Below are 18,036 nucleotides of genomic sequence, written 5' to 3' on the forward strand. Positions count from 1 at the left end.
TGCGCGAGTGGTGAACCGCAGGGAGTAAGCCAGATCCCGGGAGGGTTCGTCAAGGCTTGATCAACGGTGCGGACCGTGGTCGCTCGCACGCTCGGTGGCGAAGCGACGGGACAGCGGGAAACCGGCCGGGCAAATAGCATGAGGGCGCACGGCACCGTCAGCTCCGCCGTGCCCTTATTTCCCGAGGTGAATGCCCATGACCGCGAATCCGCAGGATCCCGGCGCACCCGACGGCCGCCCGGTCGAGCCCTTCCCGTCGCTCGCCGACGGCCGGCGCTCCTCGTCGAAGCGTGGTGCGACGGGCAAACGCGCGGCGAAGGCCCGGGTACCACAGCCGGAACCGGAGCCCGTCGAGGTACCGCCGCCGCCCGTGCGGGCGCGGCGGCCGGCGGGCCGGAAGCATCCACAACGGACGGTCGAGCCGGAGGCCGTCCCCGAGGCGGTCGCCGTCGCCGCCGTGCCGGAACGGCTCGACGACGACACCCAGGAGCTGCCGGTCATCACCGCGGAGCCTTTCATCGAGGAGGAGGCCCCGCTCGTGCTCGTGCCGGGAACCCTCGCCGTCGAGGCGATCCCGGTACCGCCTCCGCCTCCGGCCGCGCCGATCGTCGACGTGGTAGCGGATGCCGGCGAGGCCGCGACTCCCGACACCGCGACGGCCGAGGCCCCGCCGCCCGCCATCGCGCCGGAACCGCCGCCACCGCCCGCCGTGAGCCCGGCCACGCCGAAGAAGACCCCCAAGCCACCCAAGACCCCCAAGCCGCCGCGCGCGCCACGGCCGCCGAAGGTCCGCAAGACCCGGCGCCTGCCCGCGTGGCTCACCCGGCGCCGGGCACTGCGCCTCAACGCCGTCCCCGTCCGCGTCTTCGCCACGGCCCTCGTCGTCGCTCTCGCGCTCTTCGCCATCGGCACCCTCCGTGACGACAAGCCCGACGATCCAGCGACCGGCACCGCCGCGCAGGGCGAACCGGAACTCGCGCCGATCCCTTCGCAGGCCTCGCCTTCGGCGACACCGTCACCGTCGTCGAGTTCGGCGAGTCCGTCCCCGTCGTCCAAGCCGAAGCCGAAGGACACCCCCACCAAGGACGATCCGACCGAGGACGACAAGCCCTCCGGCGGTGGTGGCGACGACGGCGGCAAGGACCCGAAGACCGGTTCCTTCCGCATCAAGTCGGTGTCCTCCGGGATGTGCCTCGACGAGGCCGATCTGGGTGACTCGACGGTCGTGCAGAAGGGCTGCTCGTCCTCGCCGTTGTCGGCGAAGGGCCTGGAGAGCCTGGGCGGCGGCGACTACTACCTGACCACGAATCACCCGCAGCACGGCGCCGGGTGCATCTCCTCGGCGGCCAACGGGGTCGGCAACGGGTTCATCGGTGACGCCTGCACCGGTGACGCGGCCCAGATCTTCAGCCTCGACGAGGTCGGGAACGGCGTCTACCGGATCCGCCTGGTCGACAACGGGACCTGTATCGCCGTGAGCGGTGACGGAGCGCCGGTGTCGGCGAGCTGCGGGAGCGGCAAGAGCCAGCGATTCACATTCCTTTAGGAATTCCTGCCGGTAGGTGGCAAGGATCGGCGGGAGGATGCCCGCATGAGCGGAAACGAAGCGAAGCCGCAGTTGCGGGGCAAGGTCGTACTGGTCGCGGGGGCGACCCGGGGCGCGGGACGCGCGATCGCCGTCGAGTTCGGGCGGGCGGGCGCGACGGTCTACGCCACGGGCCGGTCGACGCGCGCGAAACGTTCCGAGATCGACCGGGCCGAGACGATCGAGGAGACCGCCGAACTCGTCGACGCGGCCGGCGGCAAGGGCATCGCGGTGCCGACCGACCACCTCGACGTCGGCGCCGTGCGCGATCTCGTCGCGCGCATCGACAAGGAGCAGGGGCGGCTCGACGTCCTCGTCAACGACATCTGGGGAGGGGAGCACCTCACCGAGTGGGACAAGCCGCTGTGGGAGATGGACCTCGACAAGGGCTTCCACATGCTGCGGCTGGCGATCGACACGCACATCATCACCAGCCACGAGGCCCTTCCGCTGCTGATCCGCAACCCCGGCGGCCTCGTCGTCGAGATCACCGACGGCGATGAGGAGTTCAACACCGACTACCGCGACCAGTTCTTCTACGACCTGGCCAAGATCACCCCGATCCGGATGGCGAAGGCCTTGGCGAAGGAGCTTCAGCCCCACGGCGGGACGGCGGTGTCGGTGACGCCCGGCTTCCTGCGCTCGGAGCAGATGCTTGAGCACTTCGGCGTCACCGAGGAGACCTGGCGCGACGCCATTCCGCAAAGCGTCCACTTCGGACTGTCGGAGACGCCGCACTACGTCGCGCGCTGCATCGTCGCGCTGGCCGCCGATCCCGAACGGGAGAAGCGCTGGGGCGGTCGCGGGGTCGCCAGCTGGACCCTCGCGCCGGCCTACGGTGTGCGGGACCTCGACGGCTCGCAGCCGCGCTTCATGGAGTACTTCAAGGCGATCCAGGCCGGTGGCGCCGAGGACGACTACGCGCCCTACCGCTAGCGGCCACGGGGGCGGCGGGTGTTCCCCGCCGTCCCGCGCTAGCCGTTGCGGGCGGCCATCGCCGCCCCGACCGCCGCGAGCCCGCCCCGTACCTCCACCGGTTCCAGGACCTCCACCTCGGCGCCCAGGAAGGTCAGCTGGGAGACGGCGATGTGCACGCTCTCCAGGTCGATCCGCGCCTCCGTCCAGCCCTCGTCGTCCGGCGGGCCGCCGCCGTCGAGTGCCCGGCGCGCGGTGAGGGTTCCGACGGCGTGCGCGAGCCTGGCGGCACCGCGCGGGCTCAGCCGCACGCGCACCGACAGGGGCTGCATCGCCGCGTCGAACGCGGCCTGGGACGCCGCCCACCAGTCGGCGAGGTCGAAGTCGCCGGGCCGTTCGAAGACCTCACCGGTCGCGGCGACGTCGGTGATCCGCGAGACCCGGTAGGTCAGCACGCGCCCGCCGTCGGCGCGCATCGCCGCGTACCAGACCCCCGCCTTGAGCACGAGTCCCAGCGGGTCGAGGACCCGCCGCGCGACCTCCTCGCCGCGCCGGTAGCCGACGTCGAGCCGCCGCTGCTCCCACACCGCGTCGGCCACGGCGTGCAGGTGCGGGACCTCGTCGGGCCCGGCGAACCACGTCGGCGCGTCCAGGTGGAAGCGCTCGCGCAGCCGCCCGGCCCGGTCGCGCAGCTCGGGCGGCAGCGTCGCCAGCACCTTCGCCTGCGCGGCGACCGCGACCGTGCCCAGTCCCAGCCCGTCGAGGACGGCCGGGGCGGTCCCCGCGAACAGGCTCGCCGCCTCGTCGGCGGTCAGCCCGTCCAGGCGCGTCCGCCAGCCGTCGAGGAGGCGGATGCCCCCGGTCGGGCCGGGCTCGGTCCACAACGGCACACCGGCGCCCTGGAGGGCCGTCACGTCGCGGTAGATCGTGCGCACCGACACGTCGAGCGCCTCGGCGAGCCGGGCCGCCGTCGCGCCCCGCTCGGTCTGCAAAGTGAGGAGAAGCGCCACGAGCCGGCCGGCCTTCATGCGGGTGAACCTCCTGGTCAAGGCACAGGGGATATCCCGTGGAAGGCCCCCCGGTGGGTCTGCTAAAGTTTCCCCTCGGTGCGGCAAGTACGGCACCGAGATGCGCGCCGTTAGCTCAATTGGCAGAGCAGCTGGCTCTTAACCAGCGGGTTCGGGGTTCGAGTCCCTGACGGCGCACCAACGTTAAACCCCCGGGAGGCCCAAGGGCCGCCCGGGGGTTTCGCTTTGCGCCCTCACGAGTCGAAGGCGTCGCGGGACGCCTCGATGTCGTACAGATAGCGCTGCGTCCAGCCGCACATGCTGTCGATGGGGCCCCGCGGGGCCCGCCCCGGCTCCGTGAGGCGGTAGTCGACGCGCGGCGGGACGACCGGGTGCACGGTCCGTTCCACCAGGCCGTTGCGCTCCAGCATCCGCAGGTTCTGGGTGAGCATCTTGTGGCTGATGCCGTCGACACCGTCGCGCACCTCGCTGAACCGCCGCGTGCCCTCGCCGAGGAAGTCGATGATCAGCAGCGCCCACTTGTTGGCGACGTCGGAGAAGATCTCCCGCGCCAGCGAGTCCGCCCTCGTCGGATCGGCGTCCTCGGGCAGGCCCTTGAGCGACTGCTTGGTCCCCATCGGGCAACTGTGCCACGGCTCGTCAGGCGAGGACGGCGACCGCCTCGATCTCCACCAGCAGCGCCGGCCCGGCCAGCGCGACCACGCCCAGACCCGTCAGCGGCGGAAGCGGGACGTCGACGCCGAGCTTCGCCGAGGCTCGGGCCGCGCCCTCCACGAACAGCGGGATCCTCGCCGGATCGAAGTCGACGAAGTAGGCGGTCAGCTTCACCACGTCGGCGAGGGAACCGCCCACCTCGGTGAGCGCGGTCGCGATGTTGAGGTAGCACCGCTCGACCTGCGCGGCGAGGTCGCCTTCGCCGACCACGCGGCCTTCCGCGTCCCAGGCGACCTGGCCGGCGATGTGCACCAGCCGCGTGCCGGTGGCCACGGACACCTGCCGGTACAGGGGGACCCGCGTCAGTCCTTCGGGATCGATCAGGGTGTTGGTCATGTCCACTCCTCGTGCTCGCGGTGACCGTGCGGGTCACCGCCCCCGCCCTGTGGCCACCGCCACACCGGCCCTCCACATGGGATCCACGCCACTCCACCACTCGGCTTTCCCCGCCCGGAGTGCCGCCACTGCGCATAATGACCGCAGCCGACTTGGGGGGCGCGCATGTGGGACTGGTCCTTGATCACCGGAACCGTCGTGACGACCTCCGTCGTGGCCGGACTCGTCTCGGCGGCCTTCCTGCTCCTCGACACCGAACGCAAGTGGTGGACCGGCTGGGGCTGGGTGCCCGTCGCCGTCCTGTCCGGAGCCGGAGCCGGGGTCCTCGCCAAAGTCGTCGTCGACGTCATCTGGAAGCCCTTCCCCGACAAGCTCCCTATCATCGTCTGCGCCGCCATCGCCGTCTCCGTCGCCGCGATCATCCTGGCCGTCGGCAAGATGCGCCGCTTCGGGCCCGGCATGCGCACCCTCTCCGTCATCGCCACGATCCTCGTCATCGGCGCCTCGGCCATCCAGGTCAACCGCTACTTCGGCTGGTACCCGTCGGTCGCGGGTCTCCTCGGCCACCTGCCCGTCGAACCCATCGGCCTCGACGAACTCGACCCCGCCGACGCCACCATCTCGGCACCCGACGGCAAATCCCTCCAGGACGTGTGGGAACCGCCCGCCGGTCTCCCCGCGCACGGCGCGCTCGCCGAGATGGACGTCCCGCCGAAGGTGTCGGACTTCCACGTCCGCAGCGGCTGGGTGTGGCTGCCGCCCGCGTACCTCGTGACACCGCGCCCGGTTCTGCCCGTCCTCGTGCTCGTGGGCGGGCAGCCGGGCAATCCCCGTGACTGGATCGACTCCGGCCAGATCGTGCAGATGATGGACGCCTACGCCGCCGCCCACGAGGGCCTCGCGCCGATCGTGGCCATGCCCGACTCGCTCGGCAGTCCCTGGGCCAACCCGATGTGCCTCGACACCGAGCGCGGCAAGTCGCTGACCTACCTGTCGGTCGACGTGCCCGCCTGGATCGACGAGAACCTGTCGGTGGCCGTCGACCGGAAGTCCTGGGCCTTCGGGGGCTTCTCGCAGGGCGGGACCTGTTCGCTGATCATGGCGGTCAACGCCTCGGCCGTCTACGGCCGCTTCATCGACCTCAGCGGTGAGGTCGAGCCGACCATCGGCACCCACGAGGAGACCCTCGACGAGGCCTTCGGCGGTGACGCGGCCGCCTTCGACGAGGTCAACCCCCTCGACGTGATGGCCCGCGAGCGCTTCCCCGACACCGCGGGGCGCTTCGTGGTGGGGGAGAAGGACACCGGCATGGCCGCGGGCCTCCAGGAGCTCCACGTGGCCGCTCAGGCCGCCGGGATGGACGTCGAGTACCAGACCGTGCCGGGCGGCCACGACATGAACGCCTGGCGCACCGGAATGCGTGAATCCCTGCCGTGGCTGGGCGACCACACCGGACTCACCGCGCCACTCTGACCGTCCACAGAGGACGCCGAGCCCGGTAGGTTCGGTCCATGCCCATCAGGTCCATCCGCGCGCCCGAGCCCTACGAACCCCGCGACGGCGACGGCCCCTCGCTGTTCCTGGCCGGCGGGATCACCGCCGTCGCCGACTGGCAGTCCCGCGCCGAGGCCCTGCTCGGCCGCGCCGCCTTCCCCGTCACCGTCTTCAACCCCCGCCGCGACGACTTCGACGTCACCCGCCTCGCCGACACCGTCGAGCAGATCGCCTGGGAACACCGCCTGCTCCGCGCCGCCGACCTCGTGCTCTTCTGGTTCGCCGAAGGCCCCTCGGTCCAGCCCATCACCCTCTTCGAACTCGGCGGCGCCATCGAACGCGCCGGCCGCGTCGTCGTCGGCGCCCATCCCACCTACACGCGCGCACTCGACGTGCGAGAGCAGTTGCGGCTGGTGCGCCCGGAAGTGGAGGTGCACGAGAGCCTGGAGGGACTGGTGGGGGAGGCCCTCGGGGTACTGCGCGGATGGGCGGGATAGAAAAAACCGGCGCCCGTGGGCGCCGGTTTGATCGTCGTGTCCTCGCGGCCTCGTCAGGCCGCTTCGAGGCCCCCGTCGCGGGCCAGGTCGCGCAGACGCGCCAATGCCTGGATCTCCAGCTGGCGGATGCGCTCGCGGGACAGCGAGAAACGGTTCGCGACCTCCGTGAGCGAGTGCTCACGGCCGTCCTCAAGCCCGTACCGGGCCTTCACGATGCCCGCCGAACGGTCGTCCAAGTGGTTGAGCATGAGGTCGATGCGCTCGCGCTCAAGCCCGGCGATGACCACGTCCTCCGGCGAAGGCTCGTCGGAGTCGGCGACCAGGTCCCCCAGATTGGTGTCCCCGTCGTCACCGATCGGCGTGTCCAGCGAAACCGTGTCCTGGGACCAGCGGATCAGCTCGTTGACGCGTTCGACCGTCACACCCAGAGCCTGGGCGATCTGGTCGGGCTCCGGGTCCGCCCCGAGCTCGCGGGTGAGCTGCCTGGCCATGTTGCGCATGCGGTTGACGTCTTCGACCAAGTGCACCGGGAGGCGGACGGTGCGCTCCTGCTGGGCGATCGCCCGCGAGATGGCCTGCCGGATCCACCAGGTCGCGTAGGTCGAGAACTTGAACCCCCGCTGGTAGTCGAACTTCTCCACCGCGCGCACCAGGCCGGTGTTGCCCTCCTGGATCAGGTCCAGCATCGGCATACCGCTGCGCACGTACCGGCGGGCGATCGAGACCACCAGGCGCAGGTTCGCCTTGATGAACTGCTCCTTGGCCTTTTGGCCATCGAGCACAATGCGGTTAAGCTCGCTGGCGGTAGCCCCATCGGGAATCTGATCGTCAGCAAGGAGTCGTTGCGCGTACAAGCCCGCCTCGACCGCCCTGGCGAGGTCGACCTCTCCGGCCGCGTCGAGCAGCGGGGTCTTCGAGATCTCGTGCAGGTACACGCCGACCAGGTCGCGCTCTTCCGCGACCTCGTCAGTACGGATACTCTTCGTCGCCGTGTCCACGCTCAAGGGTCCTCCAACCTCGTTCGTCCCCCATCGCACCGGTGGTGCCATCATCACAACAGATGGGCCGGGGCGTTGATTCCGTCCACAGGGCGAATGCTGCATGTCCTGCATCACTCGTTACCTGATATTGACGTTCTTGAGACGCACCACGGATGCCTTCGTGACGACGATGCGGCGCTCGTCACTCTCATACCCGTCGTGGATCTCTTCTACCTACAGCTACACGCGTTATCTCGGGAAAAGGTTGAGTGTCCACCCGATCGAGGTGACGCTCACTGCCTATGACCTCCGCCACTCCTCCCCGTTCAAGCCCTCATCTCGACGACCGGCGCCGGTCCCGAACGGCCGCCGCGGTCGCCGCCAAGGCGTCGGCCGCGCGTTGCCGGCCGCGTGCGGCCAGCCCCACGAAGAGGCAGTCGATGACCGTCAACTGGGCGATACGGCTCGCCGTGGCGCCCGACCGGTATGTGGTCTCCCCCGCAGCCGTGGTCAGGACGTGATCGACGACACCCGAAACCGTCGACCGCGGGAAGTTCGTGAGGGCCACCGTCGTCACGCCGCGCTCCGCGGCCAGACGCAGCACATCGACGATGTCGTGCGTCTCGCCGGTGTGCGTGATCCCGAAGGCGACATCGCCCGGCTTGAGCAGCGCCGCGCCCGTCAGGGCGGAGTGCACGTCGGTCCAGCAGTTGGCGGTGCGGGCGATCCGGTGCAGCTTCTGATGGAAGTCGGCGGCGACGAAACCCGAGGCCCCGACACCGAACACGTCGACCCGCCCGGCCGTGGCCAGCGCGTCGACGACCTTCGTGCACACCTCGGGATCGAGCTGCTCGACCGTGTCGGAAACGGCCCGCGTGTCATGGAAACCGATGGTCGCGATGATGCGCGGCATGTCCGCACCGGCCGGAATGTCCCCGCCCACGACCTTCGGGTCGGGCGTCGAAGGCCTGCGCGCGACCGCCTCTGCGGCCCGCAGACGCAACTGGCGGTGGCCGGAAAGCCCGATCGAACGGCAGAAGCGGATGACCGTCGCCTCGGAAGTGTGCGCGGCGGCCGCCAGATCGGTGATCGTGTACGTCGCCAGCGCCGCCGGATCACCCAGGATCGTGGTGGCGACCCGCTGCTCGGCCTTGGGCAGTGAGGGGAGCACGCCGCGGATCTGCGCGATGAGATCCACGGTGGGAGCGCTCACCCTACTGTCTTGTTTCGCCACACGGAGGACGTTACGGCCATTTGACAACCGTGGTCAACTCGGCCGAAGGTGTCGGGCGGGCGACCGGAACGGGTCGTATTCTCGACGACGTGACGGATCTCTTGGTGTGGATCGACTGTGAAATGACCGGCCTCGACCTGGGCGGAGACACCCCCGACGCCCTCATCGAGGTCGCGGCCCTGGTGACCGACCCCGACCTCAACGTCCTCGGCGAAGGCGTCGACGTCGTCATCCACGCCGGCGACGAGGAACTGGAGCGCATGCTCCCCGTCGTACAGGAGATGCACGCCAAGTCAGGGCTCACCGAGGAGGTGCGCGCCTCGACGGTCACCGTCGCCGAAGCCGAACGGCTCGTCCTCGACTACATCCGCGAGTGGGTGCCCGACCCCCGCACCGCACCCCTGTGCGGCAACTCCATCGCCACCGACCGCGGCTTCATCGCCCGCGACATGCCCGAACTGCACGAACACCTCCACTACCGCATGATCGACGTGTCCTCGGTCAAGGAACTGACCCGCCGCTGGTATCCGCGCGTCTACTTCAGCCAGCCCCAGAAGGGCCTCGCGCACCGGGCGCTCGCCGACATCCGCGACAGCATCCGCGAACTGGAGTACTACCGGCGCGCGGTCTTCGTCCCGCAGCCCGGCCCCGACAGCGAGACCGCCCGCGCGATCGCCGAGGACCTCGGCGTGGAGTAGAAGCCCACCGCACAAGGATTCGCGCACTGTCCACATGGGTATCCCGAGCCCATGGGTATCGGAGCCGCAATCTTTCTCATCGTGCTCGGCGCGATCCTGTCGTTCGCCGTGGAGTGGGAACTCTCCTGGCTGAACCTGCAGGCCGCCGGGCTCATCCTGATGGCAGCCGGCGCACTCTGGCTGGTCATCTTCTTCCGCGTGTGGAACAAGCGCCGGGCAGCCCAGCGCCAACGCCGCACCATCATCGAGGAACGCCACGTCCCCCGGACCGTCATCGACGAGGAGCACGTGCCGCGCACGGTCGTCGAGGAACGTCACGTCGCCCGCGGCGACTACGACGACCGCCAGGCGGAACCTCCCGCCAGGGAACGCAGGCGCGTCATCCGGCGAGGTGAGCGCGCATGATGGCCATCGTCGCCGCGGTCCTCTTCGGGTTCGCGCTCATCTTCCAGCTCGCCGATTTCAGTCTCGACATCATCACCGCGAGCGTGCTCACGACGGCCGGACTGCTGTTCGTGGCCCTGCACCTCGCCGGTGTGCCGAAGGCCGGCTGGCGGGGCCGCGGGTCCTGGCGCCGGCGCAGGTGAGGGAGTGACGGGACGGGCCCCGGAGCCCGTCCCGGCCTCCGTTCCGGCCTGACGACACCGTTTCACCACGAAACGGAACGAGTCGTCACGCCTGGCAGTTCAGGGGAAACCCGGATGGCGAGCCGCACGATCATCGGGAAAGATGCGTGCTGTTCACTATTTTTCCGGGGAGTCGAACGTGCTCAAGGAGCAGATCACCAGAGGTCTCGACTGGATCGACTACGCCCGGCGTGGTCCGTCCGATGAGGACCGTCCGAGGATGCTGCGCATCGTCTACCGCTGGTGGCTGGTGGCGTTCGCCCTGAAGATCCTCGGCTCGACCTGGGACGTGTCGTGGCACTTCAAGTGGCTGCGCGACGACCTGGCGCCGCCGCACATGCTGAACACGATCGGCACCATCATGGTCGTGGTCCTGGTGACCTGCCACACGTACACCGGTTTCGGCGTGGACAAGGTCTCGCTGCGGCTGATGCAGCTCGGGACCGCGGTGTTCCTGGTGTCCATCCCCATCGACGTGATCAACCACGCCGTCAACGGCCTCGACATCACGGCGTGGTCCTTCTCGCACGCAGGGCTGTACGTCGGGACGGCGATCATGATCGTCGGCGCCCTGCGCGCCTACTGGCTCTTCGGGCCGAAGGAGTGGATGGCCGAGCGCCGGTTCACCATCGCCGCGCTGTGGTTCGCGTTCTTCGAGAACACGCTGTTCCCCAACCAGCACCAGGAGTACGGCGTCCTGTCGATCGCGGCCTACCTGCGGGGCGCCCCGTACGCCGAGCCGGAGCTGCGCAGCTTCGCCGCCGAACAGCTGGGCATGCCCCTCGGTGAGAAGTCGTTCATCGCGTTCGCGCTGCCGATCCCGAACTGGGTGTACCTCGCCTGGGCCGTCGGTGTCGGCATGATCGCGCTGGTCATCGCCCGGAAGATGGTCGGGCTGCGGTTCACCGCGACGGCCGTCGCCGGTGCCTATGTCGCCTACCGCTGCGTCGCCTGGGGACTGCTCACGGCGGCGGACTTTCCCCCGTCGGCCGTCCCGTTCATGCTCCTCGGCGGCGCACTCGCGATCGACCTGGTCATGTTCCGGCCCCTGCCCTGGTGGACCGAGGCGATCGCCGGCGGAGTCCTCGCCGCCGGACTGACCGGGATCACCCTGTGGATCCAGGGGCAGCTGCTTGAGGCGCCCCCGGTCGACTTCGGGAACTGGTACGGCGGCGCCTCGATCTGGTACGGCGCCGCGGGCCTCGCGGCCATGTGGATGATCGTGAACGCGCTGGCCCGCTCGGGCGCCTGGGCCCGCCACATGCGGCCCAGCGCCTTCCGGCCACCGCGCTTCCCGCTACTCAAAAACCCGGTGGCGGCGAGTGGTTGAGGTACCGCTATGATTGGGCGTCGCCGCTGATGCGGCGACGATGGTGGGTGTAGCTCAGCTGGTAGAGCGCCTGGTTGTGGTCCATGAGGTCGCGGGTTCGAGCCCCGTCACTCACCCCATCTGAGAACGGCCCCTGAGCTGCGGCAACGCAGCGCGGGGGCCGTTTTTCGCAGGTCGGCCTCTAACGCGGCTCTCCCAGCCTCCCCCGCAAGAACTCCCGCTCCGCCCCGTTCCCCGCCAGCGCGATCGCGCGGCGGTACTCCGCCGCCGCCGCCGGCCCGTCGCCCAGCCGTCGCAAGAGGTCGGCGCGGACCGCGTGGAAGACGTGATGCCCGTCCAGTGGGAGCACGTCCACGAGCTCCAGCCCCGCCCCGGGTCCGTCGACCTCCGCGACGGCCACGGCTCTGTGCAGGCTCACGATCGGGCTCGGTGCGATTGTCATCAGCTGGTCGTACAGCGCCACGATCTGCCGCCAGTCGGTGGCCGCGGGGGTGTCGGCGTCGGTGTGGACGGCGTTGATCGCCGCCTGCACCTGGTACGGCCCCGGCATGTCGCGCCGCAGGCAGGCGCGGACCAGGGCGTGGCCTTCGGCGATCATGGCGCGGTCCCATCGCGTCCTGTCCTGCTCGGCGAGGAGGACGGCGTGGCCTTCGCCGGTGGTGCGGGCCGCGCGCCTGGCGTCGACGAGGAGCATCAGCGCGAGCAGTCCGACGACTTCGGGCTCGTCGGGCATCAGCTCGACGAGCAGGCGCCCGAGTCGCACGGCCTCGTCGCACAGCCCTCCGCGCGTCAGGTCTTCGCCGGACGTCGCCGTGTGCCCTTCGGTGAAGACCAGGTAGACGACGGCGAGCACGGCGTCGAGCCGGTCGGGCAGGTCGGCGTCGCGCGGGACGCGGTAGGGGATGCGCGCGTCGCGGATCTTGCCCTTGGCGCGGACGAGGCGCTGCGCCATCGTCGGCTCCGGCACGAGGAAGGCGCGGGCGATCTCGCTCGTGGACAGGCCGCCGAGGAGCCGCAGGGTCAGGGCGACGCGTGCCTCCGCGGCGAGCGCGGGGTGGCAGCAGGTGAAGATCAGGCGGAGCCGGTCGTCGCGCACGGGTCCCTCCTCGCGGGGCTCGTCGGGGGCGTGGAGCAGGGCGGCCTCGGCGTGGCGCTCGGTGCGCGTCGACTCGCGGCGGACGCGGTCGATCGCCTTGTTGCGGGCCGTGGTGATGATCCAGCCCGCAGGGCTGGGTGGCGGTCCCGTCTCAAGCCATCGCCGGACCGCTTCGGTGAAGGCGTCCTGGACGGCCTCCTCGGCGACGTCGAGGTCACCGAAGCGGCCGGCCAGGACGGCCACCGCGCGCCCGTGTTCGGCGCGGAAGACGCCCGCGATGTCCTCGGGCGTCATTCGCTGGACTGGAAGGGCCGTACCTCGATGGGCAGGCCGGTGATCTCGGCTTCGCGGCGGGCCCAGGCCAACACGGTGTCGAGCTCGGGCGCCTCGACGACGGTGAAGCCGCCGAGGTGCTCCTTGCCCTCGATGTAGGGCCCGTCGGTCATGACGACCTCGCCGCCGCGGGCGCGCAGGACCGTCGCGGTGGTCGACGGGTGCAGGCCGCCGCCGAACACCCAGCCGCCGGCGGCGGTGATCTCCTCGCCGAGTTCCCCGAGCTCGCGCATGACGCGCTCCAGAACCTCGGGTGACGGGACGGGGCCGTCGGGGTGGTACATGCTGATCAGGTACTGCGGCATGGTTCCTCCAGGTGAGCGCTTCCTTCACCCTCTACACGAACGGGCCCGGCCGTTCTCGACACCCGCGCGAAACCTAACGTTCCCCCGCGCCCGTAGACCCGGCGCAGCACCCATTCGGCGAGGGGCAGCGCGAAGCGGCCGCGCTGGTACGTCGTGAGGTCGAAGGGCTGCCGGAAGCGTCGCACGACGGTCGCGCGCGGCACGGCGAACTCGCGCAGGCCGGCCTCGCCGTGGGTGCGGCCGAAGCCCGAGCCGCCGCGTCCGCCGAACGGCAGGCAGGGCTGCCCGGCGAATCCCAGCGACGAGTCGACCGACACCATGCCGCTGGTCAGGCGGGCGGCCGCGGCCCGGGCGGCCCTCCCGCCGTAGACGGCGGCACCGAGGCGGTAGGGGCCCGACTCGGCGCGGGCGACGGCGTCGTCGAGGTCGGCCGCGCGCAGGATCGGCAGCACCGGGCCGAATGTCTCCTCGGTGACGACGAGGGCGTCGTCGGGCACGTCGACGAGAATCGTCGGTGGCACATAGGGCGGCGTGATCGCCTCCAGGCCGCCGGTGAGGACGCGCGCGCCCCGGCCGACGGCGTCGGCGATGTGGCGGGTGATGACGTCCAGCTGCGCGGGGACGGTGATCGCACCCAGCTCCCCGTTCCGCGCGGCGGTGAGGCCTTCGGCCTTGGCGACGATGGCGCGCACGAAGTCGTCGTAGACCTCGTCGACGACGTAGGCGCGCTCGATGCCGACGCAGGCCTGCCCGGCGTTGAACATCGCGCCCCACAGCACCGAGGCCGCGGCATGCTCGACGTCGGCGCCGGCCGCGACGATCGCCGGGTCCTTCCCGCCGCACTCGGCGAGGACGGGCGTCAGCGTCGGCGCCGCCGCGGCGAGCACCTTCGCGGCGGTCGCGGTCGAGCCGGTGAAGGCGACCTTGTCGACACCGGAGGTGACCAGCGCGGCCCCGGCTTCGGGCCCGCCGTCGACGAACTGGACGAGCGGTGCCCCGCGCATCGCCTCGGTCGCCGTCTCGGTGAGGAGCCGGCCGACCTCGCCGGCGTGTTCGCTGGGCTTGAACAGCACGGCGTTCCCGGCGGCCAGCGCCGATCCGATCGAGGCCAGCGGGGTCAGGACGGGGAAGTTCCACGGCCCGATGACGCCGACGACGCCGTAGGGCAGCCAGTCGAGCTCGGGCCGCTGCTCGGGCGCCAGCCAGGTGCCCCGGACCCGGCGGCGCCGCAGGACACGGCGGGCGTGCCGGGCGGCCCAGCGCAGGTGCTCGACGGCGACGATGAGCTCGATCGTGGCGTCGGCGTCGGCCTTCCCGCCTTCGGCGCGCATCACGGCGCCGATCTCCGGGGAGCGCCGCCCGAGAATCGCCGCCCAGCGCAGGAGCGCGTCGCGCCGGGCGTCGAAGCCGATCCGCCACCACCAGGCGGCGACGTCCCGAGCCCGCGCGAGTTCGACGGTCCCCACCATGGCCGCTCCCGTCGTGTGCGTAGGTTTCCCACATTAGTGAGGCGCCGGGCGCTTGGTGCCGGTTCGTACCCAAGGCGGGGGTGCGTTCGGTGGATACCCTGACCGCCCCGGGTGAGAGGAGTGGGCCGTGCCGCCGACGATCGTTCCGGTGCCGCCGCGCAGGATGCCGTCCGTGCGCCGCGTGCTCCTGATCACCCTCGGAGTGGACGTCGTCCTCGTGCCGCCGGCGGTGTGGATCACCGTCGAAAGTGGGCAGTGGACGCCGGTGATCGGTTTGCTCGCGTGGCATCTGATGCTGCCGCTCGTGCCGCGGCTCCAGCGGGCCGCGCGGCTCAACCTGGTGGAGCGCGTCGAGGTGTCGGGGGACCGCATCAGCGGCGTGACCGGCCGCGGCGCCGGGGCGGTGCTGGAGCGCTCGTCCGGCGAACTCGTGCGGATGCGGCGGGTCGGCGCGGGCCGGGTGCTGAAACTCGTCGGCGCGACGGGCGGCGAGTCGGGGCTGCTCCTCGTCCACGACGTCGACGTCGAGGCCCTGCGGCGGGCCCTGCGCGCGCACGGGTGGTCGTTCCAGGAAGGCGAGTACGGCGAGGTCCACGCGCCCGAGGAGACGTCGGTGGAAACCGTCGACCCGTCCGTACCCGCCGGGACGACGCTGGTGCTGCGCGAAGGCGTCGCCAAGATCGGCGCGCGTAGCCCGATCGCGTGGATCCTCATCGCGGCCGGCGTCCTGCCGGTCGTGCTCGGCGGGTTGTTCCTCGACCTCGACTCGCCGTTGTTCCAGCCGGTACTGCTGCTGCCGTGGACGGTGCTCCTGCTCGCCGCGTGGGTGGCCGTGGCGGTGATGGCGCAGGGCCGCGAGATCACCGTCCGGCCCGGATCGATCTCCTACCGGGCCGGGACGATCGCGCAGACCGTCGACCGGGGCCGAGTCCGCTCGGCACAGGTCGGGCCCAGGTACCTGCGGTTCACCGACGAGCAGGGCCGGCAGATCCTCTGGCTGCCCCTGAAGTGGCGGCGCGAGGAACTGCTGGACCTGCTGCGATCCCGCGACTGGCCGACGTACTGATCAGCGGCGGCGCAGCGAACGCGCGCCCGCCGAACCCGACAGCGCCATCAACACCGCCCCGACCACCATCGCGCGCCGGCGATGCGGATTGGAGAAGGTCCCCGCCTCGACGGGCGCCGCCTCCGGAAGCGGCACCGCCAGTTCCCGGGGGAGCGGCGGTGGTGGTGGCGGTGGGTCGTAGTCCGGCGGTGGCTCCTGGCCCGGCGGAGGCGGTGGTGGTGGAGGCGGAGCGGGGGGCGAGGGCGGCGATGGGGACACCGGCGGCGACGACGGCGGGACGGTCGTCGTCGGGGCGGGACTCGACGGCGACGGCGACGGCTTCGACGTGCTCGGGCTCGGGCTCGGTGTGACGAGTGGGCGCGGACAGTAGGCCGCGTCCGCCGAGTCGAGGGCCGGCCAGTTCGCCACCGCCGACGCGCGCGGCTCGCCGTCGAGCGGTAGGCGGTAGAGGGCCGCGCGGCCGCCGATGTCGCCCGCGACGGCGTAGAGGACCCGCCCGGGCGCGATGAACGTCGCGGCGAAGAAGCCCTTGCCGGGCAGGCCGCGCACCGGTCGCAGCACGACACGGCCGCTGTCGGGGTCGACGCTGACCAGCGTGCCACCACCCACTGAGGACAGTCCGTACAACAGACCGGTCTGGGAGTCGTAGGACCAGTCGCCGAAGCGCGGATGCGTCGAGATCCGCACCCGCTCCACAATGGACGCGAACTCGTCCGTCTGCGCCGGGTCGATGCCGACCGAGACCAGTTCGGTGTCGGTGAGGACGAGCAGGCGGTCGCCGACGACGTCGCCGACATAGGCGCCCGCGAAGCCACGCAGATCCTCGCCGCCCTTGACCCGCCCCAGGTCACGGGTCTGGCCCTTGCGGTCGATGCGGATCAGGTCGGCGCCCGAACCGCCGCCGCGCGTCGGCGTCAGGCCGTAGAGCATCTCCTGGCGGGGGGCGAAACCGACGGCGTTGACCCGGTAGGGCAGGGCGGCGACGGTGACGCGGGCGCCGTCGCCATGGTCCACCGTGGACAGCTTGTGCGCACCCGAGACCGGGTCGCGCCACGTCAGACAGGCCGAACCCGGCGGTGCCGCCGAGGCCTCCTCGTGCACGACAGTCCCGACGACGGCCAGCCCGAAGACGACCGCGCCCGCCACGACTCCCGCGCAGGACAACAAAAGGGGGATACGACGCACACGCCGCGCCGAGCTGACCACAGATACGCGCATGATGACTACAAGTTAGTGCAAGATAACCGAAAGTCCGGTCATATAAGGGGTACAGCGATGAACGTGTGGCTGCTCGGGGCCGTCGTGGTGTGCGGGGCCGCCGTCCTGGCGGGGGGACTCGCCCTCGTCCAGCAGCGGTTCTCCCCGCCACAGACGCGGGAGCCGTACAACGAGGTGGCCGGGTCGGTGTTCGAGATCGTGAGCGTGCTCTACGCGATCGTGCTCGCCTTCGTGCTCATCGCGGTGTGGGAGCAGATGACCGAGGCCCAGCGGACGAGTTATGCGGAATCCGCGGCCGTCGTCGAGGTCTACTGGGACGCGCAGAACCTGCCCGACGCGCAACGCGTCGCCGTGCAGGACCTGTGCGTGCAGTACGCCGATCAGGTCATCAACGTCGAATGGGAACAGATGCGGGCCCAGAGCCCGGTGAGCCAGGACGGTTGGGCCATCGCCGACTCGATCCGGGCCCACTGGTCGAGTTGGGACGCCCAGGGAGACGTCGCGAACGCCGTGAAGGACGACGGCCGCGACCAGATCCGCGTCCTGTACGACGCCCGGGCCGAGAGGTTGGGGACGGCCGAGGACGGCTTGTCGGGAGTCATGTGGCTGGTGCTGATCGCGGGAGCGGTGCTGGTGATGGGGGTGCTGTTCCTGTTCGGGATCCCAGGACGAGCCGCGCACCTGGCGATCGTGACGGCGGCGGCGAGCATGATCGCGCTGTTGTTGTTCTCGGTTTACGAGCTGGAGTACCCGTACTCACGGGCGATGGCGATCGGGCCGGAGGCGATGCGGCTGGCGTTGGAGAGGTTCACGCATATTGGGTGAGGACGGGGGTTGGGGCTTGGGGCTTCGGGCTTCGGGCTTCGGCGTGAGAGCCGTGGGGCTTGGTCTTGGTTTTCGCGTAGCGGGTTGGTCTTGGTTTTCGCGTAGCGAGTCGGTCGGGACTTGAGACTTCGGCACGAGAGCCGTGAGGCGAGGGCTTGGTTTTGATCTTCGCGTAGCGAGTCTCGAAGAGACTCGCGGAGCGAGTTCCGGGTCCAGGGACGGAGTCCCTGGTGGGGTCTGGGGCGAAGCCCCAGCGGGGGTCTCGGGGGCGGAGCCCCTGAGCAGGG

Annotated in this window: 19 protein-coding genes and 2 tRNA genes; 12 read left to right on the top strand and 9 right to left on the bottom strand. The window is 70.8% G+C overall.

Features of this window, described 5'->3' with window-relative positions; genetic code table 11:
• Window positions 1–196: 196 nt before the first annotated feature.
• Both HNR73_RS34905 and HNR73_RS34910 read left to right on the top strand, forming a co-directional pair.
• Window positions 197–1,546 carry an RICIN domain-containing protein gene (locus HNR73_RS34905; RefSeq protein ID WP_184792314.1) on the top strand — a complete coding sequence of 450 codons (1,350 nt, stop codon included), beginning with the start codon at window positions 197–199 and terminating at the stop codon, window positions 1,544–1,546.
• A 45-nt stretch (window positions 1,547–1,591) separates the two neighbouring features.
• Window positions 1,592–2,521: an SDR family oxidoreductase gene (locus HNR73_RS34910; protein ID WP_184792315.1), complete on the top strand. Its 930-nt coding sequence runs from the start codon at window positions 1,592–1,594 to the stop codon at window positions 2,519–2,521.
• 38 nt (window positions 2,522–2,559) lie between these two features.
• On the opposite strand, the gene HNR73_RS34915 is transcribed toward HNR73_RS34910, so the two are convergent.
• On the bottom strand, window positions 2,560–3,528 hold the full coding sequence (locus tag HNR73_RS34915) for a helix-turn-helix transcriptional regulator (protein ID WP_184792316.1): 969 nt from the start codon (window positions 3,526–3,528) through the stop codon (window positions 2,560–2,562).
• 104 nt (window positions 3,529–3,632) lie between these two features.
• Here HNR73_RS34915 and HNR73_RS34920 point away from each other — a divergent pair.
• Window positions 3,633–3,708, top strand: a tRNA-Lys gene (locus tag HNR73_RS34920).
• A gap of 53 nt (window positions 3,709–3,761) precedes the next feature.
• On the opposite strand, the gene HNR73_RS34925 is transcribed toward HNR73_RS34920, so the two are convergent.
• Both HNR73_RS34925 and HNR73_RS34930 read right to left on the bottom strand, forming a co-directional pair.
• The gene (locus HNR73_RS34925) at window positions 3,762–4,145 is read right to left on the bottom strand and encodes a winged helix-turn-helix transcriptional regulator (RefSeq protein ID WP_184792317.1); all 384 of its coding nucleotides are present in this window, start codon (window positions 4,143–4,145) and stop codon (window positions 3,762–3,764) included.
• Between the two features lie 22 nt (window positions 4,146–4,167).
• The gene (locus HNR73_RS34930; RefSeq protein ID WP_184792318.1) at window positions 4,168–4,578 is read right to left on the bottom strand and encodes a RidA family protein; all 411 of its coding nucleotides are present in this window, start codon (window positions 4,576–4,578) and stop codon (window positions 4,168–4,170) included.
• A gap of 180 nt (window positions 4,579–4,758) precedes the next feature.
• On the opposite strand from HNR73_RS34930, the gene HNR73_RS34935 reads away from it, so the two are divergent.
• Window positions 4,759–6,051 carry an alpha/beta hydrolase gene (locus HNR73_RS34935; RefSeq protein WP_184792319.1) on the top strand — a complete coding sequence of 431 codons (1,293 nt, stop codon included), beginning with the start codon at window positions 4,759–4,761 and terminating at the stop codon, window positions 6,049–6,051.
• A 38-nt stretch (window positions 6,052–6,089) separates the two neighbouring features.
• Window positions 6,090–6,569 (top strand): nucleoside 2-deoxyribosyltransferase domain-containing protein, encoded by a 480-nt coding sequence (locus HNR73_RS34940; RefSeq protein ID WP_184792320.1) that lies wholly within the window; start codon window positions 6,090–6,092, stop codon window positions 6,567–6,569.
• A 53-nt stretch (window positions 6,570–6,622) separates the two neighbouring features.
• On the opposite strand, the gene HNR73_RS34945 is transcribed toward HNR73_RS34940, so the two are convergent.
• Window positions 6,623–7,567, bottom strand: coding sequence for a sigma-70 family RNA polymerase sigma factor (locus tag HNR73_RS34945; RefSeq protein ID WP_239122171.1), 945 nt, complete (start codon window positions 7,565–7,567; stop codon window positions 6,623–6,625).
• Between the two features lie 316 nt (window positions 7,568–7,883).
• Window positions 7,884–8,762: a MurR/RpiR family transcriptional regulator gene (locus HNR73_RS34950; protein ID WP_239122170.1), complete on the bottom strand. Its 879-nt coding sequence runs from the start codon at window positions 8,760–8,762 to the stop codon at window positions 7,884–7,886.
• Window positions 8,763–8,872: 110 nt separating this feature from the next.
• Here HNR73_RS34950 and orn point away from each other — a divergent pair, with 110 nt between their 5' ends.
• From orn to HNR73_RS34975, 5 genes are all read left to right on the top strand, one after another.
• Window positions 8,873–9,481, top strand: coding sequence for an oligoribonuclease (orn, locus tag HNR73_RS34955; protein WP_184792323.1), 609 nt, complete (start codon window positions 8,873–8,875; stop codon window positions 9,479–9,481).
• A gap of 51 nt (window positions 9,482–9,532) precedes the next feature.
• Window positions 9,533–9,886 (top strand): DUF6458 family protein, encoded by a 354-nt coding sequence (locus tag HNR73_RS34960; RefSeq protein WP_221331278.1) that lies wholly within the window; start codon window positions 9,533–9,535, stop codon window positions 9,884–9,886.
• On the top strand, window positions 9,883–10,068 hold the full coding sequence (locus tag HNR73_RS34965) for a hypothetical protein (protein ID WP_184792325.1): 186 nt from the start codon (window positions 9,883–9,885) through the stop codon (window positions 10,066–10,068). Before HNR73_RS34960 ends, HNR73_RS34965 begins: the two co-directional genes overlap by 4 nt.
• Before the next feature lie 178 nt (window positions 10,069–10,246).
• Window positions 10,247–11,437, top strand: coding sequence for a hypothetical protein (locus HNR73_RS34970; protein ID WP_184792326.1), 1,191 nt, complete (start codon window positions 10,247–10,249; stop codon window positions 11,435–11,437).
• A 43-nt stretch (window positions 11,438–11,480) separates the two neighbouring features.
• Window positions 11,481–11,556 (top strand) — tRNA-His (locus HNR73_RS34975).
• A 62-nt stretch (window positions 11,557–11,618) separates the two neighbouring features.
• On the opposite strand, the gene HNR73_RS34980 is transcribed toward HNR73_RS34975, so the two are convergent.
• The 3 genes from HNR73_RS34980 to HNR73_RS34990 are packed head-to-tail and all read right to left on the bottom strand — an operon-like array spanning window position 11,619 to window position 14,640.
• Window positions 11,619–12,827 (bottom strand): RNA polymerase sigma factor, encoded by a 1,209-nt coding sequence (locus HNR73_RS34980; RefSeq protein WP_184792327.1) that lies wholly within the window; start codon window positions 12,825–12,827, stop codon window positions 11,619–11,621.
• Window positions 12,824–13,171: a YciI family protein gene (locus HNR73_RS34985; protein WP_184792328.1), complete on the bottom strand. Its 348-nt coding sequence runs from the start codon at window positions 13,169–13,171 to the stop codon at window positions 12,824–12,826. Before HNR73_RS34985 ends, HNR73_RS34980 begins: the two co-directional genes overlap by 4 nt.
• Window positions 13,156–14,640, bottom strand: a complete 1,485-nt coding sequence (locus HNR73_RS34990) for an aldehyde dehydrogenase family protein (RefSeq protein ID WP_184792329.1) — start codon at window positions 14,638–14,640, stop codon at window positions 13,156–13,158. Before HNR73_RS34990 ends, HNR73_RS34985 begins: the two co-directional genes overlap by 16 nt.
• A gap of 172 nt (window positions 14,641–14,812) precedes the next feature.
• Here HNR73_RS34990 and HNR73_RS34995 point away from each other — a divergent pair, with 172 nt between their 5' ends.
• The gene (locus HNR73_RS34995) at window positions 14,813–15,706 is read left to right on the top strand and encodes a hypothetical protein (protein WP_203686351.1); all 894 of its coding nucleotides are present in this window, start codon (window positions 14,813–14,815) and stop codon (window positions 15,704–15,706) included.
• Here the strand turns inward: HNR73_RS34995 and HNR73_RS35000 are convergent, their stop codons facing one another.
• Entirely contained in the window at window positions 15,707–16,924 is a 1,218-nt protein-coding gene (locus tag HNR73_RS35000; protein ID WP_184792331.1) for a DUF6923 family protein, read from the bottom strand.
• Window positions 16,925–16,981: 57 nt separating this feature from the next.
• Here HNR73_RS35000 and HNR73_RS35005 point away from each other — a divergent pair, with 57 nt between their 5' ends.
• A complete protein-coding gene (locus tag HNR73_RS35005; protein WP_184792332.1) occupies window positions 16,982–17,749 on the top strand; it encodes a bestrophin-like domain in 768 nt (255 codons plus the stop codon).
• Window positions 17,750–18,036: the final 287 nt, after the last annotated feature.

The sequence above is a fragment of the Phytomonospora endophytica genome (assembly GCF_014202425.1).
GTDB classification, from domain to species: domain Bacteria; phylum Actinomycetota; class Actinomycetes; order Mycobacteriales; family Micromonosporaceae; genus Phytomonospora; species Phytomonospora endophytica.